Consider the following 24,815-nt stretch of genomic DNA (forward strand, 5'->3'; position numbering starts at 1 on the left):
TATAGCCGGCGGGGCGGCGATCAGACGTCCGCGGTCAGCGCGCGGATCGTCGGCAGGTTGCGCCAGTAGCCCTTGGCGTCCATCCCGCAGCCGAACACGTAGCGGTCCGGCACCGAGAAGCCGCAGAAGTCGGGGTGCAGCGGTTTCGCCTTCGCGAGCGTCTTCTCGCACAGCACGGCCGACATGAAGCGCTGCGCGCCCATGTCGAGGATGCGGTCGCGGATCGCTGCCATCGTCTCGCCTTCGTCGAGGATGTCGTCGAGCACGAGCACGATGCGGTCCTTCACCGATTCGCGCGGCGCGACGCGCCAGTGCATCTCCGGGCTGCCCTGCGTCGTGTTGCGGTAGCGGGTCAGGTGGATGTAGTCGAATTCGAGCGGGAAATCGAGATGCGGCAGCAGCATCCCGGTAAACACCGCGGCGCCGCCCATCACCGAGAGAACGAGCGGGAACGCGTCGCCGATCTCGGCGCGGATCGCGTCGGCCATCTTCGAGATCGACGCGTTGACGGCGTCGGCCGAGACGATCTCTTCGGAGTGGTCGAAAATGTGGAGGGCTTCTTCGCGGTTCATGTGTTCTGGCGGGCAGTCGGTATACAAATAAGGATGAAGCAGAACGGCAGGCGCGCGCTACGGCAAAAACCCGCGCGCCGGCCGACGGGCGAAATCAGCGCATGCCGGGCATCATGCCCTTCAGGCCGCGCATCATCTTCTGCATGTTGCCGCCCTTCAGCTTCTTCATCATCGTACGCATCTGGTCGTACTGGTTCAGCATCCGGTTGACTTCCTGCACCGGCACGCCCGCGCCGGCTGCAATGCGACGCTTGCGCGTCGCCTTGATGATTTCGGGTTTCGCGCGCTCGGCGGGCGTCATCGAGCTGATGATGCCTTCCATCCGGCGGATCGACTTCTCGGCCTGGCCCATGTCGGCGCCGGCCGCCGCCTGCTGGAACTGCGCGGGCAGTTTGTCCATCAGCGACGACAGGCCGCCCATGTTCTTCATCTGCGAGATCTGCGCGCGGAAATCGTTCAGGTCGAAGTCGCCGCCCTTCTTGACCTTGTCGGCGAGCTTCTGCGCGGCCTGGACATCGACGCCGCGCTGCGCTTCCTCGACGAGCGCGAGGATGTCGCCCATGCCGAGGATCCGGTTGGCCATCCGGTCGGGGTGGAACACCTCGAGGCCGTCGAGCTTCTCGGCGACGCCGACGAACTTGATCGGCTTGCCCGTGATGTGGCGCACCGACAGCGCGGCGCCGCCGCGCGAGTCGCCGTCGAGCTTGGTCAGCACGACGCCGGTGAGCGGCAGCGTGTCGTTGAACGCCTTCGCGGTGTTGACCGCGTCCTGGCCGAGCATCGCGTCGACGACGAACAGCGTTTCGGCCGGCTTCAGCGCACCGTGCAGCGCGGCGATTTCCTGCATCATCGCTTCGTCGATGCCGAGACGGCCGGCCGTATCGACGATCAGCACGTCGTGGTAGTGGCGCTTCGCCCAGTCGACGGCCGCGAGCGCGATGTCGACGGGCTTCTGGTCCGGCGTGGACGGGAAGAAGTCGGCGCCGACCTGTTCGCTCACCGTTTTCAGCTGCATGATCGCGGCCGGGCGATACACGTCGCACGACACCGTCAGCACCTTCTTCTTGTACTTCTCGCGCAGCAGCTTCGCGAGCTTGCCGGCGGTCGTGGTCTTGCCCGCGCCCTGCAGGCCGGCCATCAGGATCACGGCTGGCGGCGTGACCGCGAGGTTCAGCTCGGCGGCCTTGCCTTCGTAGTCGCCGCCGATCACGGCGGTCAGTTCCTTCTGGACCACGCCGACGAGCGCCTGGCCCGGCGACAGGCTGCTGATCACTTCTTCGCCGAGCGCCTTTTCCTTGACCTTGGCGATGAATTCGCGGACGACCGGCAGCGACACGTCGGCTTCCAGCAGCGCAAGACGCACCTCGCGGAGCATCTCCTGCGTGTTCGCCTCGGTGAGCCGGGCCTCGCCGCGCAGCGTCTTGACGACGCGCGCCATCCGTTGAGTGAGATTGTCGAGCATGGGGAGCGATGGACAGTGGGGCCCGAAGGCGCGGCGGAACCGAACAAAGGGAGCCGTCGCGGGAAGGGGGCCTAGTGTAAACTTCGAACATGGATATTGTACTGTATGCCCTCACCGCATTCCTGTACGGCGGCCTCGCCGTCGCCGGCTGGCGCGCGCACCGCCAGGGTGCGACGCCGCTCGTCGCGAGCGTGCCGGCCGTGCCGGTCCCCGCGTCCGCCGCGTCCGGGATGAGCGGGGCCGGCCGCGCGCTGCTGTTCGCTGCGCTGGTCGCGCACGGCGTGCTGCTCCACATGACGATCTTCCCGAACGACGCGATGGTGTTCGGCTTCGCGTTCGCGCTGTCCGCGATGTTCTGGCTCGGCGCCGGCATCTACTGGATCGAGAGTTTCTTCTTCCCGCTCGACAGCCTGCGCCTGCTGGTGTTGCCGCTCGCGTGCGGCGCGTCGCTGCTGCCGCTCGTGTTCGGCGGCGTGCGGGTGCTTCCTTATGCCGCGGCGCCGCTGTTCAAGCTGCATTTCCTGATCGCGAACATCGCATACGGGCTGTTCGCGATCGCCGCGCTGCACGCGATCCTGATGCTGATGGTCGAGCGGCGCCTGCAGTCGCTGCGCAGCGGCGGGCGCGACGGCTCGACGGGCTGGATCGCGAGCTGGCTCGAAACGCTGCCGCCGCTGCTCACGCTCGAGAAGCTGCTGTTCCGCCTGATCGGCGCCGGCTTCGTGCTGCTGACGCTGACGCTCGCGTCGGGCATTCTGTTCAGCGAGCAGGTCGACGCGCGCGCGTTGCGGCTCGACCACAAGACGGTGTTCGCGATCCTGTCGTGGCTGATGTTCGGCGGCCTGCTGATCGCCCGCAAGACGTCGGGCTGGCGCGGCCGCGGCGCCGCGCGCTGGGTGCTCGTGTCGTTCGCCGCGTTGCTGCTCGCGTATGTCGGCAGCCGGTTCGTTTTCGAGGTGCTGCTGCACCGCTCCGTGGTTTGACCGCAGGTTTCCGATGCGACAGATTCTTCTCCTGATCCTCCTCTTCTTCGCGGGTTCGTGGCTCGCGCGCAAACTGCGCCATGCGCAGGAACAGGCGCAGGCGCGCGCCGGCCGCGGCGCCGGTTACGACGGCGCGCCCGGCGCCGGCGCCGCGCGCCCGAACGGCGACGCGCGATCGCTGCCCGAGCCGATGGTGCGCTGCGCCGAATGCGGCGTGCATGCGCCGAAGGGCGACGCCGTCGCCGCGAGCGGCGAATACTTCTGCAGCGCCGAGCATGCGCGGCGCCACGCCGCGCGCGTGAACGGTCACGACGCCCGATGAGCGACGCGCCGGTGTTGTCGTTCGATGCGAACGGCTGGGTGCGCGAAGCGCGCCATGCGCCGTCGCCGAACTTCGAGATGCGGCCCGCGGGGGCGGTGCCGACGCTCGTGGTCGTCCACAACATCAGCCTGCCGCCCGGCGAATTCGGCGGCGACGCGATCGAGGCGCTGTTCCTGAATCGCCTCGACTGCGATGCGCACCCCTATTACCGGAGCCACCTGCGCGGCGTGCGCGTGTCCGCCCATTTCCTGATCCGCCGCGACGGCGAGCTCGTGCAGTTCGTGTCGTGCGACGAGCGCGCGTGGCACGCGGGCTCGTCCGAGTTCTTCGGCCGCACGCGCTGCAACGACTTCTCGATCGGCATCGAGCTCGAAGGGGCGGACGACGTGCCGTTCGACGATGCGCAATACGCGGTGCTCGCCGCGCTCTCCCGCGCGCTCGCCGCGCGCTACCCGGTCGACGCGTTCGCGGGGCACTCGGACGTCGCGCCGGGCCGCAAGACCGACCCGGGCCCGCACTTCGATTGGCAACGCTTCGCGAGCGATGCCGGTTTTTCCGCCGAATACTTTCCTTTCCGTCAGCACTGATCGCGGGGTTTTTTGATCGGAGAAAGTTTTTTCTCCGATCAATGCCTTGCCGTGTCTGCGCGTGAGCGATGTCAAGACCTCTATCGCAAATTATCCGTTTGGACGTCCTCCGAATGTCCACTATACTTGGTGCCAGTTGAGCAGTTCTGCACTAGATATAGTGTGTGTCGCAGGGGAAAACCCGAGCGGCACCGGCCGGCGGGCAACGCCGGCGGACAGGGTTCTCAAGGCGGCGCGTCAGGCCGGGCGGTCCGGGCGTCGCGACCAGCGCAGCGAATATCGACGGGGCAGGGTATACATGACGAAGCACACGACCGGCCGGGTTGTCGCGCATCGACCGAACCGGCTTCCCCGGCGCATCGCTCGCCTCTTACCGCTCGCGCACCGCATGGCGCGGCGTTCGTTTTAATCCGCGGTTCTCTCCGCACCATCCAACACCAGGAGCTTTGCACATGCAAACCACCGACAACGCGACGTCCCAGTACGAGAGCGCCTCGAGCCGTCCGCTCGGCGGGACCGAACAGGGCGCGAAGGCGCTCGCGCCGCAGGCCACGTTCGCCGACTACAAGGTGATCCGCCGCAACGGCAGCGTCGTGTCGTTCGAACCGTCGAAGATCGCGATCGCGGTGACCAAGGCTTTCCTGGCCGTCAATGGCGGGCAGGGCGCGGCATCGGCGCGCGTACGCGAGCAGGTCGAACAACTGACGCACAACGTCGTGCGCGCGCTCGTGCGCAGCCGCCCGAACGGCGGTACGTTCCATATCGAAGACATCCAGGACCAGGTCGAACTCGCGCTGATGCGCGGCGGCGAGCACAACGTCGCGCGTGCGTACGTGCTGTATCGCGAGAAGCGCCACCTCGAGCGCCAGCATGCGGGCGAGGAAGCGGCGGCCGCGGGCGGCGAGTCGACCACCGGCATCAACGTGGTCGACAACGGCGTCACGCGCCCGCTCGACCTGAACGCGCTGCGCGCGCTGATCGTGTCGGCGTGCGACGGCCTCGGCGCTGCGGTTAACCCTGACCCGATCGTCGCGGAGACGGTGAAGAACCTGTACGACGGCGTGCCGATGAGCCAGGTCTACGACTCGGCGATCCTCGCGGCGCGTACGATGATCGAGAAGGATCCGGCATACAGCCAGGTCACGGCCCGCATCCTGCTGCACACGATCCGCCGCGAGATCCTCGGCGAGGAAGTCGTGCAGGCCGAGATGTCGACCCGCTATGCCGAATACTTCCCGCAGTTCCTGAAGCGCGGCGTCGACGCCGGCCTGCTCGACGACAAGCTGCTGCAGTTCGACCTGAAGCGCCTTGGCGAAGCCCTCGACGCGAACCGCGACCTGCAGTTCGGCTATCTCGGCCTGCAGACGCTGTACGACCGCTACTTCCTGCACGTCGAAGGCACCCGCATCGAAATGCCGCAGGCATTCTTCATGCGCGTCGCGATGGGCCTGTCGCTGAACGAGATCGACCGCGAAACGCGCGCGATCGAGTTCTACAACGTGCTGTCGAGCTTCGACTTCATGAGTTCGACGCCGACGCTGTTCAACTCGGGCACGCACCGCTCGCAGCTGTCGTCGTGCTACCTGACGACGGTCGCGGACGATCTGGACGGCATCTATGAAGCGCTGAAGGAAAACGCGCTGCTGTCGAAGTTCGCCGGCGGCCTCGGCAACGACTGGACGCGCGTGCGCGCACTCGGCTCGCATATCAAGGGCACGAACGGCAAGTCGCAAGGCGTGGTGCCGTTCCTGAAGGTCGTGAACGACACGGCCGTCGCGGTGAACCAGGGCGGCAAGCGCAAGGGCGCGGTCTGCGCGTACCTCGAATCGTGGCACCTCGACATCGAGGAGTTCCTGGAGCTGCGCAAGAACACCGGCGACGACCGCCGCCGTACGCACGACATGAACACGGCGAACTGGATTCCCGACCTGTTCATGAAGCGCGTGATGGAAGGCGGCGAGTGGACGCTGTTCTCGCCGTCGACCTGCCCGGACCTGCACGACAAGTTCGGCGCGGAATTCGAGGCGGCTTACACGGCTTACGAAGACAAGGTCGCACGCGGCGAGATCAAGCTGTTCAAGAAGATCCCGGCGCAGCAGCTGTGGCGCAAGATGCTCGGCATGCTGTTCGAGACGGGCCACCCGTGGATCACGTTCAAGGATCCGTGCAACGTGCGCTCGCCGCAGCAGCACGTCGGCGTCGTCCACTCGTCGAACCTGTGCACGGAAATCACGCTGAACACGAGCGATACCGAAATCGCGGTGTGCAACCTGGGCTCGGTGAACCTCGTCGCCCACCTGGTGAAGCAGGCCGACGGCAGCTACGCGCTCGACCACGACAAGCTGAAGCGCACGATCAGCGTCGCGATGCGCATGCTCGACAACGTGATCGACATCAACTACTACGCGGTGCCGAAGGCGCGTAACTCGAACCTGAAGCACCGCCCGGTGGGCCTGGGCATCATGGGCTTCCAGGACTGCCTGCACCTGCTGCGCACGCCGTACGCGTCGGAAGCGGCGGTCGAGTTCGCCGACCGTTCGATGGAAGCCGTCTGCTACTACGCGTATTACGCGTCGACCGAGCTGGCCGAAGAGCGCGGCCGCTACTCGAGCTACCGCGGCTCGCTGTGGGATCGCGGCATCCTCCCGCAGGACACGCTGAAGCTGCTGACGGAAGCGCGCGGCGGCTACGTCGAGGTCGACACGTCGGAATCGCTCGACTGGACGACGCTGCGTTCGCGGATCGCCGCGCACGGCATGCGCAACTCGAACTGCGTCGCGATCGCGCCGACGGCGACGATCTCGAACATCATCGGCGTGTCGGCCTGTATCGAGCCGACCTTCCAGAACCTGTACGTGAAGTCGAACCTGTCGGGCGAATTCACGGTGGTGAACGAGTATCTCGTCCGCGACCTGAAGGAACGCGGCCTGTGGGACGAAGTGATGGTCGCCGACCTGAAGTACTTCGACGGCATGCTGTCGCGCATCGACCGCATCCCGGCCGATTTGCGCGCGATCTACGCGACCGCGTTCGAGGTCGACCCGACGTGGCTGGTCGAAGCGGCATCGCGTCGCCAGAAGTGGATCGACCAGGCGCAGTCGCTGAACATCTACATGGGCGGCGCATCGGGCAAGAAGCTCGACGAGGTCTACAAGCTCGCATGGCTGCGCGGCCTGAAGACGACCTACTACCTCCGCACGATGGCGGCGACGCACGTCGAGAAGTCGACGGTCGCACACGGCGCGCTGAACGCAGTGCCGACGGGCGGTGCAGGCAGCGGCGGCTCGGGCGGCGGCGCGCAAGGTGCAGCGGGTGGCTTCGGTGCGGCAGGCGGCGATGCGTCGTCGGGCGTGGTGAACGCGGCGCCGGCACTCGCGCCGGTCGAAGCAGACGGTCCGGTGTGCACGATGCGTCCGGGCGATCCCGGCTTCGACGAATGCGAAGCGTGCCAGTAACGCAGTGCGCCTGATCTGAGAAAGCAGGCCGGCGCGGCGCACACGACGACCGATCGAGGTTGAAGTGTGCGCCGCTCTCAACTAAAAAAATGATAAGGAATCTGTAACGCGACACCTGCGTTGCAGGCAGCGACAAGCGATCGAAACATCCCCGACGGCGTCGCGTTTCGATCGGCGTTCGATGCGTCGAGCGCACCTCGCGATACAAGCGCGACGCACATCGCGCACTGCATGAACGACGATGCGTTGCTCAAAGTGTTGTATCGAGGTCGCAACGCGAATCGAAAAAAGGATTTTTCGTGAGCGAACCCTTTTATCGCTCAGGAAAAGATGGTACAAACCGTTCTAAATTGATGGTGAGAATTTATGCTCAACTGGGATGACGAGAAGACTGCCGTAACCCCCGCGAGCGGAGCGCAGCAAAACGCGATGCGCACCTCCGCCGGGATGGCTGTCGGAATGCAGGCTGCAACGCCTGCCGCCCATCAGGTCCGCGACATTTTCGAAGGCGATCTTGCGGTGCCGCCGCAAGCATCGGCTGTTCCCGCCGGCGGTTCGGAAGCGCGGGTCAATGTTGCCGACAAGCGCATCATCAACGGCCAGACTGACGTCAATCAGCTGGTGCCGTTCAAGTACAAGTGGGCGTGGGAAAAGTATCTGGCCGGTTGCGCGAACCACTGGATGCCGCAGGAAATCAACATGTCCCGCGACATCGCACTGTGGAAGGACCCGAACGGTCTGACCGAGGACGAGCGCCGCATCGTGAAGCGCAACCTCGGCTTCTTCGTGACGGCCGATTCGCTCGCGGCGAACAACATCGTGCTCGGCACGTATCGCCACATCACGGCGCCCGAGTGCCGGCAGTTCCTGCTGCGCCAGGCGTTCGAGGAAGCGATCCACACGCACGCGTACCAATACATCGTCGAATCGCTCGGTCTCGACGAAGGCGAGATCTTCAACGCGTACCACGAGGTACCGTCGATCCGCGCGAAGGACGAATTCCTGATCCCGTTCATTCATACGCTGACGGACCCGGCCTTCAAGACCGGCACGCTCGAAGCGGATCAGAAGCTGCTGAAGTCGCTGATCGTGTTCGCCTGCATCATGGAAGGCCTGTTCTTCTATGTCGGGTTTACGCAGATCCTCGCACTCGGCCGCCAGAACAAGATGACGGGTGCTGCAGAGCAATATCAGTACATCCTGCGCGACGAGTCGATGCACTGCAACTTCGGCATCGACCTGATCAACCAGATCAAGCTCGAAAACCCGCATCTCTGGACCGCGGAATTCCGCGCCGAGATCCGCGAGCTGTTCAAGCAGGCTGTCGAACTCGAATACCGCTACGCCGAAGACACGATGCCCCGCGGCGTGCTGGGTTTGAACGCGTCGATGTTCAAGAGCTATCTGCGTTTCATCAGCAACCGCCGTTGCCAGCAGATCGGCCTCGACCCGCTGTTCCCGAACGAGGAGAACCCGTTCCCGTGGATGAGCGAGATGATCGACCTGAAGAAGGAACGCAACTTCTTCGAGACGCGTGTGATCGAGTATCAGACGGGGGGCGCGCTGTCCTGGGAATGACCCGCAGCAGCGAACCCGTTACATGATGGAGCAGCCGGTGGCCTCTCGGCCCCGGCCCAAGGTTTAGGAGCAAGAACGCCTGATGCAAAGCATGCCCGGTGCCTTAACGGCCCAACGATACGACAGGCACTTTGCGAACCCTTCAGTGGGATGGGCAAACTTCCCTCCGGAAAAAGCGGGCGGCCGTGTGGCGGTCCGCTTGATCAAGCGATTAGGGGTAGCGGCGCGAGGTGCGCCGGCTACCGACTTGATTTGGCGCGCGAGGCCATGGGGTCACGCGCGCCATACCGTATTCATTAGCGTAAGCGCGCGGTATCTGCGTACGCCGATGAATAGCCCGCTTCGAAGCGCACGTCCTGAACAGCGTCCGCGGGAAGCGGGTTTTGACGAAGGGTGTAGTTTGAACTGACTCTCATCTGAACCTGAAGGAGAACAACATGGCTACTGCCAAGAAGAAACCGGCTGCTAAGAAAGTTGCTGCCAAGAAGACCGTTGCGAAGAAGGCCGCTGCTCCGGCGAAGAAGGCCGCAGTGAAGAAGGTTGCTGCGAAGAAGGTCGCGGTGAAGAAGGTTGCCGCGAAGAAGGCAGCACCGGCGAAGAAGGCCGCTGCAAAGAAGGTCGCAGCCAAGAAGGTCGCAACGAAGAAGGTTGCAGCGAAGAAAGTCGCGGTGAAGAAGGTTGCTGCGAAGAAGGCAGCACCGGCCAAGAAGGCCGCTGCGAAGAAGGTTGCAGCGAAGAAAGTCGCGGTGAAGAAGGTTGCTGCGAAGAAGGCCGCACCGGCGAAGAAGGCTGCTGCGAAGAAGGCCGCGCCGGCGAAGAAGGCTGCCGCGAAGAAGGCCGCGCCGGCGAAGAAGGCTGCCGCGAAGAAGGCCGCGCCCGCCAAGAAGGCTGCCCCTGCGAAGAAGGCCGCCGCACCGGCAAAGAAGGCTGCTGCACCGAAGAAGGCCGTCGTGAAGAAGGCTGCGCCGGCAACGACCGCGTCGACCGCATCGGTTGCGCCGGCATCGGGCGTGAAGACCGCGCTCAACCCGGCAGCGGCATGGCCGTTCCCGACCGGCAGCCGTCCGTAATCGCGGCTGAGCAGCATCACCCGGACACTCACGTGGTGTCCGTGGGTTGAGTAGCGCTACTCAATCAATCCCGCCATCTGGCTCAGGTGGCGGGATTTTTTTCGTCCGTCTGGTCGCCGATGGGGCGCCGGTGGGCTGTCCGACGCGAGCGCGGACGAGAACGGGCGGACGAAAAAAAACGCATGTGCGGCTTCGCACATGCGTTCGACTGCGGCTTGCGCCGCGTGCTGAGGATACCCGTCAGTGCGTGACGCGCGTGACGCCGCCGCTCGACAGCAGGCGCACGCGCTCGCCGGCGCGGAACGCTTCGCCGCTTGCCGCCTGCGTGATCGAGCGCAGATCGCCGTTGTCGAGGCGCACGGTGATTTCGACACCGTTCGCCGTGCTGAGGTTTTCGCCGACCGCGTTACCCGCGACCGCACCGACGAGGCCGCCGGCGATCGCCGTCAGGATCGAGCCTTTGCCGCCGCCGATCGCGCTGCCCGCGACCGCGCCGAGCGCGCCGCCGCCGAGCGTGCCGATCGCGCTGCCGCCACCGTCGGACTGAATGCGCACCGCACGGACGCTTTCGACCGTGCCCATGCGGACCGTCTGTTCGCGCTGCGCCTGGCCGACGCTATAGACATCCGCCGAACCGGGCGCCGTGAAGCAGCCGGCGAGGGTCAGCGTGGCCGTCAGCATGGCCGCAAGCGTGAGGGTTTTTTTCGTCAACATCTTTGCTCTCCCACAATATTCATTTGAGACTGTAACCGAATGCAGTCTCGAAGCGTGCGTCGATTTCGGCGCGCGTCAGTACGTAAGTCTGGGGCCCTTGATGGGCGATCTTGAGCGAGCCCATCAGGCTCGCAAGGCGGCCGGTGGTTGCCCAGTCGAAGCCTTGCTCGATGCCGTACAGCAGGCCACCCCGGAAGGCGTCGCCGCAGCCGGTCGGATCGGCGATGCGCTCTGCCGGCACGACCGGAATCTGTTCCGCACCCTGCTTGTGGCGGATGGTCGCGCCGTGCTCGCCACGCGTGATGACGAGGGCGTCGACCCGGCTGGCGATTTCATCTTCGGACCATCCCGTCTTGTCGCTCACCAGCTTGGCCTCGTAGTCGTTGACCGCAACATAGGTCGCAAGTTCAATGCTGCGGCGCAGCGTCGCACCGTCGAACAGCGGCAGGCCCTGGCCCGGATCGAACACGAACGGCACACCGGCCTGGGCCAGCTCTTCCACGTGCTGCACCATCCCGTCGAAGCCGTCCGGGCCGACGATCGCGAGCTTGATGTCCGGCGCGTCGCCCGCGTGGTTCAGGTGCGATTGCATCATCGCGCCGGGGTGGAACGCCGCGATCTGGTTGTTGTCGAGATCGGTCGTGATCATCGCCTGCGCGGTGTACGTATCGGGCAGCACGCGAACGTGGTCGCGACGCAGGCCGAGATCGTCGAACCGGTCGAGATACGGCTGCGCATCCAGCGCGCCCATCGTGCCCATGATGCGCGCGTCGCCGCCGAGCAGGTGCAGTGCGTACCCGATGTTGCCCGCGCAGCCGCCGAATTCGCGGCGCATCGTCGGCACGAGGAAGCTCAGGTTGATGAGGTGCACCTGGTCGGGCAGGATGTGCTCGCGGAACCGCCCTTCGAAGGTCATGATGGAGTCGTAGGCGATCGAGCCGCAAATCAGCGTAGCCAAGGTGTGCGTTCCTGTAGAAATGAGGGGCCCTGCGCGACAACGCCGCGCGGAAAGGGCGCGGCGCGGCAGGGGGAAAGCGGAAGAAAGCTTACTTCAGTGCGGCGAGCGCTGCATCGTAGTTCGGCTCGTCCTTGATTTCGCTGACGAGTTCCGCATGGATCACCTTGTCCTGCGCGTCGAGCACGACCACCGCGCGTGCGGTCAGGCCGTTCAGCGGGCCGCTCGTCACGTCGACGCCGTATGCGTTCGCGAACGCGCGGCCGGTGCGGAACGTCGATGCCGTCACGACGTTCTCGAGGCCTTCGGTCGTGCAGAAGCGCGTGGCGGCGAACGGCAGGTCGGCGGACACGACCACCACCACCGTGTTGTCGAGCGACGACGCGGCTTCATTGAACTTGCGGGTCGACGTCGCGCAGGTCGGCGTGTCGAGGCTCGGTACGATGTTCAGCACCTTGCGCTTGCCCGCGAAGCTGGCGAGCGACAGGTCGGCGAGGTCCTTGCCGACCAGCTTGAAATCGGCGGCTTGCGCACCGACGGCCGGGAACGTGCCGGCGAGATCGATCGGGTTGCCACCCAGCGTAACTTTGCTCATGTTCGTGCTCCGAAATAGCGCGCCGCTCGGGCGCGCGGGTTGAGACGGGCGCGCAAGCGCGCCGCGGCGCGTCACGGATAGAAGATCTGGACGCGGAAATTCGAGGCGGGCGTGCCGTTCGTGTCGAGGCGGACGACCATCGTCTGCGTCGTGCCGGGCGGCAGCCCGGCGTCGATCGGCGTGCCCGGGCGCACGTAGTCGCGCGGCGCGAGCACGCGGCGCACGGTGACGTGATTGGTGTCGTCGAGCAGCGTGAGTTCGAGCGACGGGTACGCGAGCGCGACGCGGTAGCGGTTCGTCAGCGGCACCTTCAGTTCGAGCTTGCGCGGGCCGTCGAGCTGGCGCAGGTCGGTCGCGTCGAGCCGCAGCCCGTCGATTGCGCGCGGCGGCGCGACCGTGCAGCCGAGCGGCGCACAGGCCTGCCGGAACCAGCTCTGCGTGACAGGCCAGTAGATCATCAGCGCTTCGCGCTGCCACCAGGCCAGTTGCACGACGAGCAGGCCGACCAGCGCGGCCGCGACGAGGCCGCCGAAAAAGCCGCCGAGCATTCCGCGTCGCTGCGGCGCGCGCGTCTCGCGCGTGACGGCGAAGTGCGGACGATCGTCGTCGGTCGGTGCGGCGGGGAACGGGACGGCCGGTTGGACGGCCGGTTCATCGGTTGCCGCTGCGGCCGGGGCCTTGTCGTGTCGGGCGAGGGTGTCGGATTCCGATGCGGCTTCGGCTTCGGCGACGGCCGGTGCGGGCGTGAACGCAAAGCGCGGTTCGCGCGGCGCGCGTTCGTCGTCCGGCACGGCGAAGTGCGCGTGGCCGACGGGTTCGGCCGGTTCGGCGGCGATTTCCGTTTCCGACGGACGGTGGGCGACGAAGCGGGGCTCGCGCGGATCGCGCTCGACGAGCGAGGGCCCGGCTGCTTCGGTTTCGTGCGGTTCGTGCCGCGTTTGCGGCGAATGCGGTTCGGCCTGTGGCTCGACGGCAGCCGATGAATCGAGCTCGGCCGGAGAGGTTGCGAACGGCGCGGGCGTACCCGACAGGTGGACGACGCCGGCTTCCGTGGACGGGAGCGCGAGCGGTATCAGCGGCTCGGTGCGCACGGTTTCGGCGCTGTGCTGCAGCGATGGATCGACGCCGGCGTCGAGCCACGGCGCCCACATGTCCCAGCCTTCCGACTTGTAATCGGTGCCGGTCGGCAATCCGGCCGGCGCATCGGCGGTGAACAGTCGAACCGGGGCGGCCTGCTGGCGTGCGTCGCTGTCATGCGGCGCGGCAGCCGGTTCCGTCAAGGCCGGTTCGGGCTGCTGCGCGTACTCGGGAACGAGCGATTCGGAAGCGTTGAAGACTTCGTGACAATGCCCGCAGCGCACGAGCCCCTGATGCAGCGAGAGCTGTTCCTGCTGCAGCCGGAAGACGGTTTCGCAATGAGGGCAGCGCGTCGCAAGGAGCATGTCGAGCCGGGCGGCCTGCTGGCCAGAGTGAAGGACAGCGCTATTCTAATGGCTTTCGCGGCGGGTTCCGGCGAGGCATACCCAACCTTCGTGTTCGCGCCAGACCGAGATGTCGACGTAGCGCGCATAAACGGCCGCAACCTCGTCCGCCTGGCGCGCGAGCACGCCCGACAGCGCGATGCGGCCGCCCGGCTTGACCTTCGACGCGAGCATCGATGCCATCAGCTTCAGCGGATTCGACAGGATGTTCGCGACGACGATGTCGAATTCGCCGTCCGGGCATGCATCGGGCAGCCCGTACGTGACTTCCGCCCGGTTGCGTTCGCTGTTCTGGCGCGCCGATTCGACCGCCTGCGGATCGATGTCGATGCCGATCACGGGGTTCGCCCCGCATTTCTTCGCGAGGATCGCGAGGATGCCCGAGCCGCAGCCGTAGTCGAGCACCGACTGGCCGGGCTTCACCGACTGTTCGAGCCACTCCATGCAAAGGCGCGTGGTGGGGTGGCTGCCGGTGCCGAACGCGAGGCCGGGGTCGAGTTCGAGGACGAGCGCATCGGGATCGGGCGCATCGTGCCACGACGGCACGACCCAGATCCGCTCGCCGATCGGGATCGGCTCGAACTGCGATTGCGTGAGCCGCACCCAGTCCTGCTCCTCGACGTCGCGCACGACGAACGCCGGTGTCTCGGCGATGCCGATTTCGTTCGCGGCCGCCACGAGCAGCACGGCCGGTTCATGGTCGGCCGACAGCAGCGCGACCACGCGCGAGTGCTGCCACGCGGTGCGATCGGGCACGAGGCCCGGCTCGCCGAAGAGCGGCTGTTCGTCGGGCGTGTCGGCGTCGGCATCTTCGACGGACACCGACAGCGCGCCGAGCTCGAGCAGTGCGTCGGACAGGGCCTCCGCATGCTCGCGGGCCAGTTCGACGACGAGTTCGCGATAACTCATGCTTACGCTTCTTCCGGTGCGACCTGCTGCTTCTGTGCGAGCCGGTTTTCGAGGTAATGGATGCTGGTGCCGCCTTCGACGAACTTCGAGTCGATCATCAGCTCGCGATGCAGCGGGATGTTGGTCTGGATGCCTTCGACGACCATTTCCGACAGCGCGATGCGCATCCGGCGGATCGCCTGCTCGCGCGTCGCGCCGTAGGTGATCAGCTTGCCGATCATCGAATCGTAGTTCGGCGGCACGAAATAGCCATTGTAGGCGTGCGAGTCGACGCGCACGCCGGGGCCGCCCGGCGTATGCCACGACGTGATCCGGCCCGGCGACGGCGTGAACTTGAACGGATCTTCGGCGTTGATCCGGCATTCAATCGCATGCCCGCGGAACTGGATGTCGCGCTGGCGCAGCGCGAGCTTCTCGCCGGCTGCGATGCGGATCTGTTCCTGCACGATGTCGACGCCGGTGATGAGTTCCGATACCGGGTGCTCGACCTGCACGCGCGTGTTCATCTCGATGAAGTAGAACTCGCCGTTTTCGTACAGGAATTCGAAAGTGCCCGCGCCGAGGTAGCCCATCTTCTTGCACGCGTCCGCGCAGCGGTCGCCGATGCGGTCGATCAGGCGGCGCGGAATGCCGGGCGCCGGCGCTTCCTCGATCACCTTCTGGTGGCGGCGCTGCATCGAGCAGTCGCGCTCGCCGAGCCAGATCGCGTTCTTGTGCGCGTCCGACAGCACCTGGATCTCGATGTGGCGCGGGTTCTCGAGGAACTTCTCCATGTACACCTGCGGGTTGCCGAACGCACGGCCGGCTTCCTCGCGGGTCATGTTGACCGCGTTGACGAGCGCGGCCTCGGTGTGCACGACGCGCATCCCGCGCCCGCCGCCGCCGCCCGCCGCCTTGATGATGACCGGATAGCCGATCGCGCGCGCAATCTTGACGATCTCCTTCGGATCTTCCGGCAACGCGCCTTCCGAGCCCGGCACGCATGGCACGCCGGTCTTGATCATCGTCTGCTTCGCGGTGACCTTGTCGCCCATCATGCGGATCGTTTCCGGGCGCGGGCCGATGAACGTGAAGCCCGACTGCTCGACGCGCTCCGCGAAATCGGCGTTCTCCGACAGGAAGCCGTAGCCGGGGTGGATCGCCTCGGCATCGGTCACTTCCGCGGCGCTGATCAGCGCCGGCATGTTCAGGTAGCTCAGGTTCGACGGGGCCGGGCCGATACAGACGGCTTCGTCCGCGAGGCGCACGTACTTGGCTTCCTTGTCGGCTTCCGAGTAGACGACCACCGTCTTGACGCCCAGTTCGCGGCACGCGCGCTGGATGCGCAGCGCGATTTCACCGCGGTTGGCAATGAGGATTTTTTCAAACATAGCGAGTATTCGTCTCTTCGAGGGGCGCGCGAGCGGCGCCTGGCGAGCATCGGCGGCGCGCGGCGGCAGGGCCGCGCGGCGGGCTTAGCCGATCACGAAAAGCGGCTGGCCGTATTCGACGGCCTGGCCGTTCTCGACGAGGATTTCCTTGATCACGCCGGCCTTGTCCGACTCGATCTCGTTGAGCAGCTTCATCGCTTCGATGATGCAGATCGTCTGGCCTTCCTTGACCGTGTCGCCGGCCTGCACGAACGGGTCGGCGCCCGGCGACGGCGCGCGATAGAACGTGCCGACCATCGGCGACGTCACGACGTGGCCCTGCGGGGCGGCCGGTGCGGCCGGGGCGCCGGCTGCCGGCGCCGCCGCTGCACCATCGGTCGGCAGCGCGGCCGACGGCGCCGGCGCGCTGACTTGCGGGGCATACCCAGCCGTCGGCTGCACGTAGACCGGCGGCGCGTTCTTGACGATGCGCACCTTGCCTTCGCCTTCCGTCACTTCCAGCTCGGAGATGCCGGATTCGGAAACGAGGTCGATCAGAGTTTTCAGCTTACGAAGATCCATCGGGAATTCCCCTTTCAATACGTGAAAGCGCCGGTTAGGGGCCGGCGCTGAATCTAGATCGCGAAATCAGCCGCGCGACGCGCCTTGCAGCTTGTCCAGCGCGTACTCGAGCGCGTACAGATAACCTTTCCAGCCGAGCCCGCAGATCACGCCTTCGGCCTGGTCGGAAAAGTAGGAGTGGTGCCTGAACGCTTCGCGGCGATGCACGTTCGACAAGTGAACCTCGACGAACGGGATGCCGACGCCGGCGATCGCGTCCCGGATCGCAACGCTCGTATGCGTATACGCGGCCGGATTGATCAGGATGAAATCGGTCTGTTCCTCCCGCGCGGCCTGGATGCGGTCGACCAGCGCGCCTTCATGGTTGCTCTGGAACGACGACAGTTCGGCGCCGGCTTCCCGGGCGCGCGCGGCAAGCGCCTGATCGATCTGCGCGAGCGTGACGCGGCCATACACCTCCGGTTCCCGGGTGCCGAGAAGGTTCAGGTTGGGGCCGTGCAGCACCAGCAATCGTGTCATGGTCGCTTCTATTTCTGCGGAATTGCGCGAACTTTAGCGCTATTTAGAGAAATTTGTCTAGTTTTGCCGAACGGCCGGGCGCGCGGGCCCTGCAAGAATTACCGGTGTCGATGCGCAGTATCGGCGAATTCACGCGAAATTGCGGCGATCCACCTGCAAATCGCCGTCAACGCGCAGGTCGCCATTCGCGCCGATTACAGCGCGTCGAGCGTCTTTTTCAGCTCGACCGGCTGGATTTGTCCCAATTTTGTCTCGCGCACCTTGCCGGTTTCGTCGATGACGACGGTAAACGGCAGCGCACCGGCGGTATTTCCAAAATTTCGGGCCAGATCGGCGCCCGCATAGCCGCTGACGAAGACTGGATAGTCGACCTTCACCTTCTGCAGGAAGTTCTTCACGTTCTGCTCGGAATCGACGCCGATCCCGACGAAACGGATGCCTTTCTGTTTGTACTGATGCGACAGCGCCACGAGCTCGGGCATCTCCTCGACGCACGGGCCGCACCACGACGCCCAGAAATTGACGACGACTTTCTGGCCCTTGAACGCGGCCAGCGTGGCCGGCTTGCCGTCGATGCCGGTGAGCGACGACGCCCACAGCTGGTCGACCGGATTGCCGTGGGCGGCCGGCGCCGCGACGGCGACGCCGTCGTCGGCCGTGCCGCGGAACCAGTGGCCGGCGGCAATCCCGCCGGCGACGGCGGCGGCCGCGACCACCGCGAGCGCCAACATGCGTTTCATCATCATCGTTGAATCATTCCGGTTCGGAAGGGGCCTGGCTCGCGTCGACGAGCGCGCGCAGCGCGGCGGCATCCGCGCGGGCGACGCGCCCGCGCGCGTCGGCCTTCACCGCGCCGCGCAGATCGTCGCTCGCATAGAGCGCGAGATGGATGCCGATCGCGTCCATGTCGCGTCGCGGGCGCCACAGGAAACTGAGCGTCTCGACGTCGCCGCGGCCCGCGAAATGCCGCGTCTCCGACACGTCGTACTGGACGTTCTGGTTCAGCAGGTAGATCGCGACGTCCTTCGGGTTGTCGGTGAATGCCTGCAAATGGATATCCGAATGCGCGTTCGCGGTGCCGTTCAGCACGGCGCCCGTCACATAAGGATGGAACTCGGCGAGCCGGCGCATCCAGTCGAGCGCGATCTCGCGCAGGCGGCGCAGTTCGTCCGGCTGCGTGTCGCTCTGGAACAGCGCGAGGTACTCGCGCAGTTCTTCCTCGATCTGGTCGTTATCCGGCAGCCATTCGCCTGCAACGCGCGAATCGCCCAGCAACTGGCGCGCGGCCTTGCGCTTCGCGCCGGCGTAGTCCTGGCCATCCTCCGCGATCAGGCGGGCGGCTGACTGGGCGATTTCCTCGCGGACGCGCCGCGGGTCGACAAGAGGTTTGCGAGACATGATCCGGCAATCATACTCGATCGTCGCGGCGCCCGAGCACGGGTGCGGCGGCCCGCCGCCCGAGGGCGCCGGCACCGTTCGCGTGCATCGTTCGGGCCGCCGGGCATCGCAAGCCGTCAGTTACAATACTGCTCTTTGTGTCGCGGCCAGGTCGTTGGCCGGGCGCCGGCCGCACGGCCTCGCCGGCGCGCCGCACACGCATCCTTTCCGAATCGACGGCGCCCGGCGGCGCGAAAGCATTCATCTATGCACATCCACATTCTTGGCATCTGCGGCACCTTCATGGGCGGTCTCGCCGTACTCGCACGCGAGGCGGGCCACACGGTGACGGGTTGCGACGCGGGCGTCTATCCGCCGATGAGCACGCAGCTCGAGGCGCAGGGCATCGCGCTGACCGAGGGCTACGGCGCCGAGCAGATCGACCTGAAACCGGACCTGTTCGTGATCGGCAACGTCGTCACGCGCGGCAATCCGCTGATGGAGGCGATCCTCGATCGCGGCCTGCCTTACGTGTCGGGCCCGCAGTGGCTCGGCGAGCACGTGCTCGCCGGCAAATGGGTGCTGGCGGTCGCGGGCACGCACGGCAAGACGACCACGTCGTCGATGCTCGCGTGGCTGCTGGAAGACGCGGGGCTGAACCCGGGCTTCCTGATCGGCGGCGTGCCGCTGAACTTCGGTGTGTCCGCGCGGCTCACCGATTCGAGCTTCTTCGTGATTGAGGCCGACGAGTACGACACGGCCTTCTTCGACAAGCGCTCGAAATTCGTGCACTACCGGCCGCGCACCGCGGTGCTGAACAACCTCGAATTCGATCACGCCGACATCTTCCCCGATCTCGCCGCGATCGAGACGCAATTCCATCATCTCGTGCGTACCGTGCCCGGCGTCGGGCGGATCGTCGTCAACGGTCGGTCGGATGCGCTTGAGCGCGTGCTGGCGCGCGGCTGCTGGAGCGAGGTCGAGCGCTTCGGCGTCGACGGCGGCTGGCAGGCGCTGCCGGCGGAGGACGGCGTGCCGGTCGACGAACGCTTCGCGGTGTATTCCCGCGCCGAGCGCGTCGGCGAAGTCGCGTGGCAGGTGCAGGGCGAGCACAACCGGATGAACGCGCTCGCGGCGATCGCCGCCGCGCGCCACGTCGGCGTGCCGCCCGCGCAGGCGGCTGCGTCGCTCGCATCGTTCCGCAACGTGAAGCGGCGCATGGAAGTGCGCGGCAGCGTCGACGGCGTGACCGTCTACGACGACTTCGCGCATCACCCGACCGCGATCGACACCACGATCGCCGGGCTTCGTGCGCGGATCGGTCGCCAAAACGCGCGCATCCTCGCGGTGCTCGAGCCGCGCTCGAACACGATGAAGCTCGGCGTGATGAAGTCGCAATTGCCGGCGAGCCTCGCCGATGCCGATCTCGTGTTCGGCTACGGCGCGCCGACCGGGCGCGACGCGCTCGGCTGGAATCTCGCCGAGGCGCTCGCGCCGCTCGGCGAGCGCGCGCGCGCATTCGACGATCTGCATCTGCTGGTGAAGGCGGTGGTCGAGGCCGCACGTCCGGGCGACCACGTGCTCGTGATGAGCAACGGCGGCTTCGGCGGCGTGCATCAGAAGTTGCTCGACGCGCTCGGGAGCCGCACGTGATCCTGTATCTGCACGGCTTCCGGTCGTCGCCGGAATCGCAGAAATCGCGGCTGCTTGCCGCGCGCATGACCGAACTCGGCCGCGCCGGCGAATGGCGGTGCCCGTCGCTGTCGGTGTCGCCGCTCGAGGCGATCGCGGTCGCCGAGGCCGAGGTCGCGGGGGCGGCCGACGTCACTGTCATCGGCAGCTCGCTCGGCGGCTATTACGCGACGTGGCTCGCGGAAAAACACGGGTGGAAGGCGGTGCTGCTGAATCCGGCCATCGTCCCGCAGCGCGACCTCGAACAGTATCTCGGCGAACAGCCGCTGTGGCACGGCGGTGGCACGATCGTCGTCGAGCGCCGCCACCTGCAGGAACTCGACGCGCTGCGCGTGCCGGCGATCACGCGCGCCGACCGCTACTATCTGTTCGCGGCGACCGGCGACGAAGTGCTCGATTATCGCGAGATGCTCGCCCATTACCCGGGCGCGAAAACCCGCGTGATCGACGGTAGCGATCACGGAATCAGCGAATTTGCCGACTATGTCGACGACGTTCTCGCGTTTTGCGACGGAAAGACGTCATAAACCGGCCGTGTGCCGATCGAATTCCCATCATCATGCGGCGCCGCCGACGCGGCGCCCGGCAGTCTGAACGAGAGTACTGAGTGAACGTTTTCTTCGAGGAATCGGGCAGTTTCAAGGCGGGCAGCGTGCTGTCGCGCCAGGGCGACGCATTTCAGGTCGAGTTGCCCGGCGGGCGGCGCGCGAAGGTGCGCGCGAAAGACGTGCTGATCGAATTCGACAAGCCGGCAGCAGGCGAGCTGATGCAGGAGGCCGACACGGCCGCGCAGCAGATCGACCTGGACTTCCTGTGGGAATGCGCGCCGGCCGACGAGTTCGCATACACGGCGCTCGCCGCCGAGTACTTCGGCGCGACGTACGGCCCGGTCGAGCGCGCGGCGCTCGTGCTGCGGCTGCACGGCTCGCCCGTCTATTTCCGCCGCAAGGGGCGCGGCCAGTACCAGCGCGCGCCGGAAGAGCAGCTCAAGATGGCGCTCGCCTCGCTCGAGCGCAAGCGCCAGCAGGCGCTCGTGCAGGCGCAGTATGAAGAGGAACTGAAGGCCGGCAAGCTGCCGGAAGCGTTCGCGGGCAAGGTGCTCGGGCTGCTGACGCGGCCGGACAAGAATTCGATCGAATACAAGGCGATGGAAGCAGCGGCCGGCGCGCGCGGCGTATCGCCGGCGCGGCTGATGCTCGACTGCGGCGGCATCGAGTCGCCGCGGGCGCTGCACGAAGCGCGCTTTCTCGCGGAATTCTTCCCGCACGGCACGGGCTTTCCGCCCGTCACGGTCGGCCCGCTGCCGGACGACCTGCCGCGCGCGAACGTCGAGGCGTTCTCGATCGACGACATCACGACCACCGAAATCGACGACGCATTTTCGGTCGAGCACCTGTCCGACGGCCGCGTGCGGATCGGCGTGCACATCGCGGCGCCTGCGCTCGGCATCGTGCGCGGCGATCCGGTCGATGCGATCGCGCGCGCGCGCCTGTCGACCGTCTACATGCCGGGCGACAAGATCACGATGCTGCCGGACGACGTCGTCGACGTGTTCACGCTGAAAGAGGGCGATTACCGCCCGGCGCTGTCGCTGTACATCATCGTCAACCGCGAGACGCAGGACATCGTCGCGAACGAGACGCGCGCCGAGCTCGTCTTCGTGAAGAACAACCTGCGCCACAACACGCTCGACGAGCTCGTCACCGAGGAGACGCTCGCGGCCGGCACCGGCGACTATCCGCACAAGGACGACATCGCCGTGCTGTGGCCGCTCGCGCAGGCGCTGTTCGAGAAGCGCCAGGTCGCGCGCGCGGGCTACGGCCTGAAGCGCGAGGTGCAGCGCAACACCGACTACAACTTCTACGTCGAAGGCGAGCACGTGACGATCACGCCGCGCCGCCGCGGCTCGCCGCTCGACCTGATCGTGTCGGAGCTCGCGATTCTCGCGAACTCGACCTGGGGCGCGTTCTTGCACGATCACACGGTGCCGGGCATCTATCGTTCGCAGCGCGGCTTCGGCGCGCCGGGCCCGAAGCGCACGCGGATGCAGACGACGGCCGCGCCGCACGAAGGCCTCGGCGTCGCGCAATACGCGTGGAGCACGTCGCCGCTGCGCCGCTACGTCGACCTCGTGAATCAATGGCAACTGCTCGCGTGCGTGCAGCACGGCGTCACCGCGAAGCTCGCGGCGCCGTTCAAGCCGAAGGACGCCGACCTGTACGCGGTCGTGCAGGGTTTCGACGATACGTATACGGCTTACGCCGACTACCAGCGCCGGATGGAGTACTTCTGGTGCCTGCGCTGGCTCGCGCAGGAGCAGAAGAAGCAGGTCGTCGCGAGCGTCGTGAAGGGCGATCTCGTGCGCCTCGAGGAAATTCCGCTGCTGCTGCACGTGCCGGGGCTCGGCGTGCATGCGCGCGGCACGCGCGTGCTGCTCGACGTGATGTCGCTCGACGAGCTGACGATCGAGGCGTCGGTGCGCCTGCTGAACGTGCTCGACGCGCCGACCGTGACGAGCGGCGACGCGGCCGACGAAGAGGATGACGCCGAGGGCGGCGACGATACGCTGGTCGACGCGGAAGACGCGTCGGCGCAAGCCGAGGCCGAAGCGCTGGCCGAATCGGGCGACGATGCGGCGGCGGAGGGCGGCGAAGCCGCGAGCGGCAACGACGGCGACGAGGGGCGCGCATCATGAACGCAGCGGCGTCGTCGAGCGGCGTCGACCGCTATGTCGTGTTCGGCAACCCGGTGGCGCACAGCAAGTCGCCGTTCATCCACGCGCAATTCGCCGCGCAGACCGGCGAGCCGATCGAGTACACGCACCGGCTCGCGCCGGTCGACGGTTTCGAGGCCGCCGTGCGCGCGTTCGTCGCCGAAGGCGGTCGCGGCGCGAACGTGACGGTGCCGTTCAAGCTCGACGCGCATGCGCTCGCCGACACGCTGTCGCCGCGCGCGGCGGCGGCGGGCGCGGTGAACACGCTGCGTATCGACGCCGACGGCCGTCTTCACGGCGACAACACCGACGGCGTCGGCCTCGTGCGCGACATCGAAGCGAATCTCGGCGTGTCGCTCGCGGGCGCGCGCATTCTGCTGCTCGGCGCGGGCGGCGCCGCGCGCGGTGTCGTGCTGCCGCTGCTCGACCGCGCGCCGCTGTCGATCGACATCGTGAACCGCACCGCGAGCAAGGCCGAAGCGCTCGTCGGCCAGTTCATGCAGGCCGCGCACGATGCGGGCTGCCTGCTCGCGGGCGGCGGCCCCGGCGTCGTGCGGGCCGAACCGTACGACGTGGTGATCAATGCGACGGCCGGCAGCCTCGACGCCGCGCTGCCGGAATGCGACGCTGCCGCGTTCGGCGCCGGCACGCTCGCGTACGACATGATGTACGGCGCGCAGCCGACCGTGTTCATGCAGCACGCGGCGTCGCTCGGCGCACGCACGGCCGACGGGCTCGGGATGCTGGTCGAGCAGGCGGCCGAATCGTTCTTCATCTGGCGCGGCGTGCGGCCGGACGGCGCACCGGTGCTGGCCGCGCTGCGCCAGGCGCTCGCGGCGAGCTGAACGGAGCGCGGCACGTGGCGGCGGTGAGCGGCACGCAGCGCACGCGGACGACGAGCCTCGCTCGCTGGATCGTCTATGCGGGATCGGTGTTCGCGGGCGCATGGCTCGCGACGCAACTGTTCTATCTCGTGCAGATCGCGCTGTGGTCGTTCGTGAACCCGGGCTCGACGGCGTTCATGCGCACCGACGCGTGGTGGCTGTCGCGCGACACGCCGCCCGCGCAGATCCGGCACCAGTGGGTGCCGTACGACCAGATCTCGCGCAACCTGAAGCGTGCGCTGATCGCGTCCGAAGATTCGACCTTCGCGACCAACAACGGCTACGACGTCGACGCGATCCTGCAGGCGTGGGAGAAGAACAAGGCGCGCGGCAGGATCGTCGCGGGCGGCTCGACGATCACGCAGCAGCTCGCGCGCAACCTGTTCCTGTCGCGCGAGAAGAGCTACATCCGCAAGGGGCAGGAGCTGATCATCACGTGGATGCTCGAGACGGTGCTCGACAAGGAGCGCATCTTCGAGATCTACCTGAATTCGGTCGAGTGGGGGCGCGGCGTGTACGGCGCCGAGGCGGCCGCACGCTATTACTACAGGATTCCCGCGAGCCGGCTCGGCGCGTGGCAGTCGGCGCGTCTCGCGGTGATGCTGCCGAAGCCGCGCTGGTTCGATGCGCATCGCGGCTCGGCGTACCAGGCGCAGCGTGCGGCAATCATCGCGCGCCGGATGGGCGCGGCCGAGCTGCCGCAATCCGAGTAAGCGGCGCGTCCGCGCCGCTGCATTGTCCGTTTCGCCGCCGACGCGCGATTGGTGCGCTGCAGCAGATTCGTGTCGCCGTCATTTCGGGCCACATCCTTTAGACGAATCCGTCTATTTCGCTCGACTGAGCAATGCCGGCGACCGTGCGATTTTGTTGGCCCGCAGCGCATGAAATCCATGCTTTTCGAGTCTTCGCGGGTCAACGCGAAAGTCGATGAAAGCGACGTGAAATGCAACGTTTCGCGAATCGAAGCATTCCTGAAAGGTGTGCGCCGCACCGCCCGCGCGCCAAATATTTCAAAA

24 protein-coding genes are annotated in these 24,815 nt (G+C 66.6%); 12 read left to right on the plus strand and 12 right to left on the minus strand.

Annotated features, from left to right (window positions below; translation table 11 throughout):
- Positions 1 to 20: 20 nt before the first annotated feature.
- Both WT97_RS14090 and ffh read right to left on the minus strand, forming a co-directional pair.
- Positions 21 to 572, minus strand: coding sequence for a hypoxanthine-guanine phosphoribosyltransferase (locus WT97_RS14090; RefSeq protein WP_059500924.1), 552 nt, complete (start codon positions 570 to 572; stop codon positions 21 to 23).
- 94 nt (positions 573 to 666) lie between these two features.
- Entirely contained in the window at positions 667 to 2,034 is a 1,368-nt protein-coding gene (gene ffh, locus WT97_RS14095) for a signal recognition particle protein (RefSeq protein ID WP_059779123.1), read from the minus strand.
- A gap of 89 nt (positions 2,035 to 2,123) precedes the next feature.
- Here ffh and WT97_RS14100 point away from each other — a divergent pair, with 89 nt between their 5' ends.
- The 7 genes from WT97_RS14100 to WT97_RS14130 all read left to right on the plus strand — a co-directional run bounded on the left by WT97_RS14100 (position 2,124) and on the right by WT97_RS14130 (position 10,029).
- On the plus strand, positions 2,124 to 3,017 hold the full coding sequence (locus tag WT97_RS14100) for an inner membrane protein YpjD (RefSeq protein ID WP_034206348.1): 894 nt from the start codon (positions 2,124 to 2,126) through the stop codon (positions 3,015 to 3,017).
- A gap of 13 nt (positions 3,018 to 3,030) precedes the next feature.
- Positions 3,031 to 3,339, plus strand: coding sequence for a PP0621 family protein (locus WT97_RS14105; protein WP_060353641.1), 309 nt, complete (start codon positions 3,031 to 3,033; stop codon positions 3,337 to 3,339).
- A complete protein-coding gene (gene ampD, locus WT97_RS14110) occupies positions 3,336 to 3,926 on the plus strand; it encodes a 1,6-anhydro-N-acetylmuramyl-L-alanine amidase AmpD (RefSeq protein WP_059500927.1) in 591 nt (196 codons plus the stop codon). The genes WT97_RS14105 and ampD overlap by 4 nt, the downstream gene beginning before the upstream one ends.
- Before the next feature lie 452 nt (positions 3,927 to 4,378).
- Positions 4,379 to 7,381, plus strand: a complete 3,003-nt coding sequence (locus WT97_RS14115) for a ribonucleoside-diphosphate reductase subunit alpha (protein ID WP_059500928.1) — start codon at positions 4,379 to 4,381, stop codon at positions 7,379 to 7,381.
- Positions 7,382 to 7,747: 366 nt separating this feature from the next.
- Positions 7,748 to 8,959: a ribonucleotide-diphosphate reductase subunit beta gene (locus tag WT97_RS14125; protein ID WP_059500930.1), complete on the plus strand. Its 1,212-nt coding sequence runs from the start codon at positions 7,748 to 7,750 to the stop codon at positions 8,957 to 8,959.
- An 82-nt stretch (positions 8,960 to 9,041) separates the two neighbouring features.
- On the plus strand, positions 9,042 to 9,368 hold the full coding sequence (locus tag WT97_RS32780) for a hypothetical protein (protein ID WP_082741881.1): 327 nt from the start codon (positions 9,042 to 9,044) through the stop codon (positions 9,366 to 9,368).
- 28 nt (positions 9,369 to 9,396) lie between these two features.
- Positions 9,397 to 10,029: a histone H1-like repetitive region-containing protein gene (locus tag WT97_RS14130; RefSeq protein WP_034206353.1), complete on the plus strand. Its 633-nt coding sequence runs from the start codon at positions 9,397 to 9,399 to the stop codon at positions 10,027 to 10,029.
- Positions 10,030 to 10,269: 240 nt separating this feature from the next.
- Here the strand turns inward: WT97_RS14130 and WT97_RS14135 are convergent, their stop codons facing one another.
- From WT97_RS14135 to WT97_RS14180, 10 genes are all read right to left on the minus strand, one after another.
- The gene (locus WT97_RS14135; protein ID WP_006476977.1) at positions 10,270 to 10,743 is read right to left on the minus strand and encodes a glycine zipper 2TM domain-containing protein; all 474 of its coding nucleotides are present in this window, start codon (positions 10,741 to 10,743) and stop codon (positions 10,270 to 10,272) included.
- Between the two features lie 19 nt (positions 10,744 to 10,762).
- Complete coding sequence (locus tag WT97_RS14140; protein WP_059500931.1) at positions 10,763 to 11,701, minus strand: carbohydrate kinase family protein; 939 nt, start codon at positions 11,699 to 11,701, stop codon at positions 10,763 to 10,765.
- 88 nt (positions 11,702 to 11,789) lie between these two features.
- Positions 11,790 to 12,293, minus strand: a complete 504-nt coding sequence (tpx, locus tag WT97_RS14145) for a thiol peroxidase (RefSeq protein WP_059500932.1) — start codon at positions 12,291 to 12,293, stop codon at positions 11,790 to 11,792.
- Positions 12,294 to 12,364: 71 nt separating this feature from the next.
- Positions 12,365 to 13,735 carry a DUF3426 domain-containing protein gene (locus WT97_RS14150; protein WP_060353642.1) on the minus strand — a complete coding sequence of 457 codons (1,371 nt, stop codon included), beginning with the start codon at positions 13,733 to 13,735 and terminating at the stop codon, positions 12,365 to 12,367.
- 45 nt (positions 13,736 to 13,780) lie between these two features.
- A complete protein-coding gene (gene prmA / locus WT97_RS14155) occupies positions 13,781 to 14,683 on the minus strand; it encodes a 50S ribosomal protein L11 methyltransferase (RefSeq protein WP_060353643.1) in 903 nt (300 codons plus the stop codon).
- A 2-nt stretch (positions 14,684 to 14,685) separates the two neighbouring features.
- Entirely contained in the window at positions 14,686 to 16,053 is a 1,368-nt protein-coding gene (accC, locus tag WT97_RS14160) for an acetyl-CoA carboxylase biotin carboxylase subunit (protein ID WP_059500935.1), read from the minus strand.
- 84 nt (positions 16,054 to 16,137) lie between these two features.
- Positions 16,138 to 16,614, minus strand: coding sequence for an acetyl-CoA carboxylase biotin carboxyl carrier protein (gene accB / locus WT97_RS14165; protein WP_034206358.1), 477 nt, complete (start codon positions 16,612 to 16,614; stop codon positions 16,138 to 16,140).
- Positions 16,615 to 16,680: 66 nt separating this feature from the next.
- A complete protein-coding gene (aroQ, locus tag WT97_RS14170; protein WP_027783493.1) occupies positions 16,681 to 17,133 on the minus strand; it encodes a type II 3-dehydroquinate dehydratase in 453 nt (150 codons plus the stop codon).
- Positions 17,134 to 17,327: 194 nt separating this feature from the next.
- Positions 17,328 to 17,879, minus strand: coding sequence for a TlpA disulfide reductase family protein (locus WT97_RS14175; RefSeq protein ID WP_060353644.1), 552 nt, complete (start codon positions 17,877 to 17,879; stop codon positions 17,328 to 17,330).
- 7 nt (positions 17,880 to 17,886) lie between these two features.
- Entirely contained in the window at positions 17,887 to 18,531 is a 645-nt protein-coding gene (locus tag WT97_RS14180; RefSeq protein ID WP_059500937.1) for a hypothetical protein, read from the minus strand.
- 246 nt (positions 18,532 to 18,777) lie between these two features.
- Here WT97_RS14180 and mpl point away from each other — a divergent pair, with 246 nt between their 5' ends.
- The 5 genes from mpl to mtgA all read left to right on the plus strand — a co-directional run bounded on the left by mpl (position 18,778) and on the right by mtgA (position 24,512).
- Complete coding sequence (gene mpl, locus WT97_RS14185; protein WP_060036092.1) at positions 18,778 to 20,163, plus strand: UDP-N-acetylmuramate:L-alanyl-gamma-D-glutamyl-meso-diaminopimelate ligase; 1,386 nt, start codon at positions 18,778 to 18,780, stop codon at positions 20,161 to 20,163.
- Positions 20,160 to 20,729 (plus strand): YqiA/YcfP family alpha/beta fold hydrolase, encoded by a 570-nt coding sequence (locus WT97_RS14190; protein ID WP_060353645.1) that lies wholly within the window; start codon positions 20,160 to 20,162, stop codon positions 20,727 to 20,729. The genes mpl and WT97_RS14190 overlap by 4 nt, the downstream gene beginning before the upstream one ends.
- Positions 20,730 to 20,809: 80 nt before the next feature.
- On the plus strand, positions 20,810 to 22,897 hold the full coding sequence (locus WT97_RS14195; RefSeq protein ID WP_060353646.1) for a ribonuclease catalytic domain-containing protein: 2,088 nt from the start codon (positions 20,810 to 20,812) through the stop codon (positions 22,895 to 22,897).
- Positions 22,894 to 23,760 (plus strand): shikimate dehydrogenase, encoded by an 867-nt coding sequence (aroE, locus tag WT97_RS14200; RefSeq protein ID WP_059500941.1) that lies wholly within the window; start codon positions 22,894 to 22,896, stop codon positions 23,758 to 23,760. The genes WT97_RS14195 and aroE overlap by 4 nt, the downstream gene beginning before the upstream one ends.
- 14 nt (positions 23,761 to 23,774) lie before the next feature.
- Positions 23,775 to 24,512 (plus strand): monofunctional biosynthetic peptidoglycan transglycosylase, encoded by a 738-nt coding sequence (gene mtgA, locus WT97_RS14205; RefSeq protein ID WP_060353647.1) that lies wholly within the window; start codon positions 23,775 to 23,777, stop codon positions 24,510 to 24,512.
- Positions 24,513 to 24,815 lie beyond the last annotated feature (303 nt).

Source organism: Burkholderia sp. MSMB1459WGS (assembly GCF_001534535.1).
Taxonomy (GTDB): Bacteria; Pseudomonadota; Gammaproteobacteria; order Burkholderiales; family Burkholderiaceae; genus Burkholderia.

What these genes read in the sequence shown, in the direction of transcription:
- WT97_RS14115 (WP_059500928.1), top strand. Translation starts at nt 4,379, where the DNA reads ATGCAAACCACCGACAACGCGACGTCCCAGTACGAGAGCGCCTCGAGC.
- WT97_RS14175 (WP_060353644.1), bottom strand. Translation starts at nt 17,879, where the DNA reads ATGATGATGAAACGCATGTTGGCGCTCGCGGTGGTCGCGGCCGCCGCC.
- aroQ (WP_027783493.1), bottom strand. Translation starts at nt 17,133, where the DNA reads ATGACACGATTGCTGGTGCTGCACGGCCCCAACCTGAACCTTCTCGGC.
- WT97_RS14105 (WP_060353641.1), top strand. Translation starts at nt 3,031, where the DNA reads ATGCGACAGATTCTTCTCCTGATCCTCCTCTTCTTCGCGGGTTCGTGG.
- ampD (WP_059500927.1), top strand. Translation starts at nt 3,336, where the DNA reads ATGAGCGACGCGCCGGTGTTGTCGTTCGATGCGAACGGCTGGGTGCGC.
- WT97_RS14150 (WP_060353642.1), bottom strand. Translation starts at nt 13,735, where the DNA reads ATGCTCCTTGCGACGCGCTGCCCTCATTGCGAAACCGTCTTCCGGCTG.
- WT97_RS14130 (WP_034206353.1), top strand. Translation starts at nt 9,397, where the DNA reads ATGGCTACTGCCAAGAAGAAACCGGCTGCTAAGAAAGTTGCTGCCAAG.
- prmA (WP_060353643.1), bottom strand. Translation starts at nt 14,683, where the DNA reads ATGAGTTATCGCGAACTCGTCGTCGAACTGGCCCGCGAGCATGCGGAG.
- WT97_RS14100 (WP_034206348.1), top strand. Translation starts at nt 2,124, where the DNA reads ATGGATATTGTACTGTATGCCCTCACCGCATTCCTGTACGGCGGCCTC.
- tpx (WP_059500932.1), bottom strand. Translation starts at nt 12,293, where the DNA reads ATGAGCAAAGTTACGCTGGGTGGCAACCCGATCGATCTCGCCGGCACG.
- WT97_RS14125 (WP_059500930.1), top strand. Translation starts at nt 7,748, where the DNA reads ATGCTCAACTGGGATGACGAGAAGACTGCCGTAACCCCCGCGAGCGGA.
- accC (WP_059500935.1), bottom strand. Translation starts at nt 16,053, where the DNA reads ATGTTTGAAAAAATCCTCATTGCCAACCGCGGTGAAATCGCGCTGCGC.
- WT97_RS14135 (WP_006476977.1), bottom strand. Translation starts at nt 10,743, where the DNA reads ATGTTGACGAAAAAAACCCTCACGCTTGCGGCCATGCTGACGGCCACG.
- accB (WP_034206358.1), bottom strand. Translation starts at nt 16,614, where the DNA reads ATGGATCTTCGTAAGCTGAAAACTCTGATCGACCTCGTTTCCGAATCC.
- aroE (WP_059500941.1), top strand. Translation starts at nt 22,894, where the DNA reads ATGAACGCAGCGGCGTCGTCGAGCGGCGTCGACCGCTATGTCGTGTTC.
- WT97_RS14180 (WP_059500937.1), bottom strand. Translation starts at nt 18,531, where the DNA reads ATGTCTCGCAAACCTCTTGTCGACCCGCGGCGCGTCCGCGAGGAAATC.
- mpl (WP_060036092.1), top strand. Translation starts at nt 18,778, where the DNA reads ATGCACATCCACATTCTTGGCATCTGCGGCACCTTCATGGGCGGTCTC.
- WT97_RS32780 (WP_082741881.1), top strand. Translation starts at nt 9,042, where the DNA reads ATGCAAAGCATGCCCGGTGCCTTAACGGCCCAACGATACGACAGGCAC.
- WT97_RS14090 (WP_059500924.1), bottom strand. Translation starts at nt 572, where the DNA reads ATGAACCGCGAAGAAGCCCTCCACATTTTCGACCACTCCGAAGAGATC.
- ffh (WP_059779123.1), bottom strand. Translation starts at nt 2,034, where the DNA reads ATGCTCGACAATCTCACTCAACGGATGGCGCGCGTCGTCAAGACGCTG.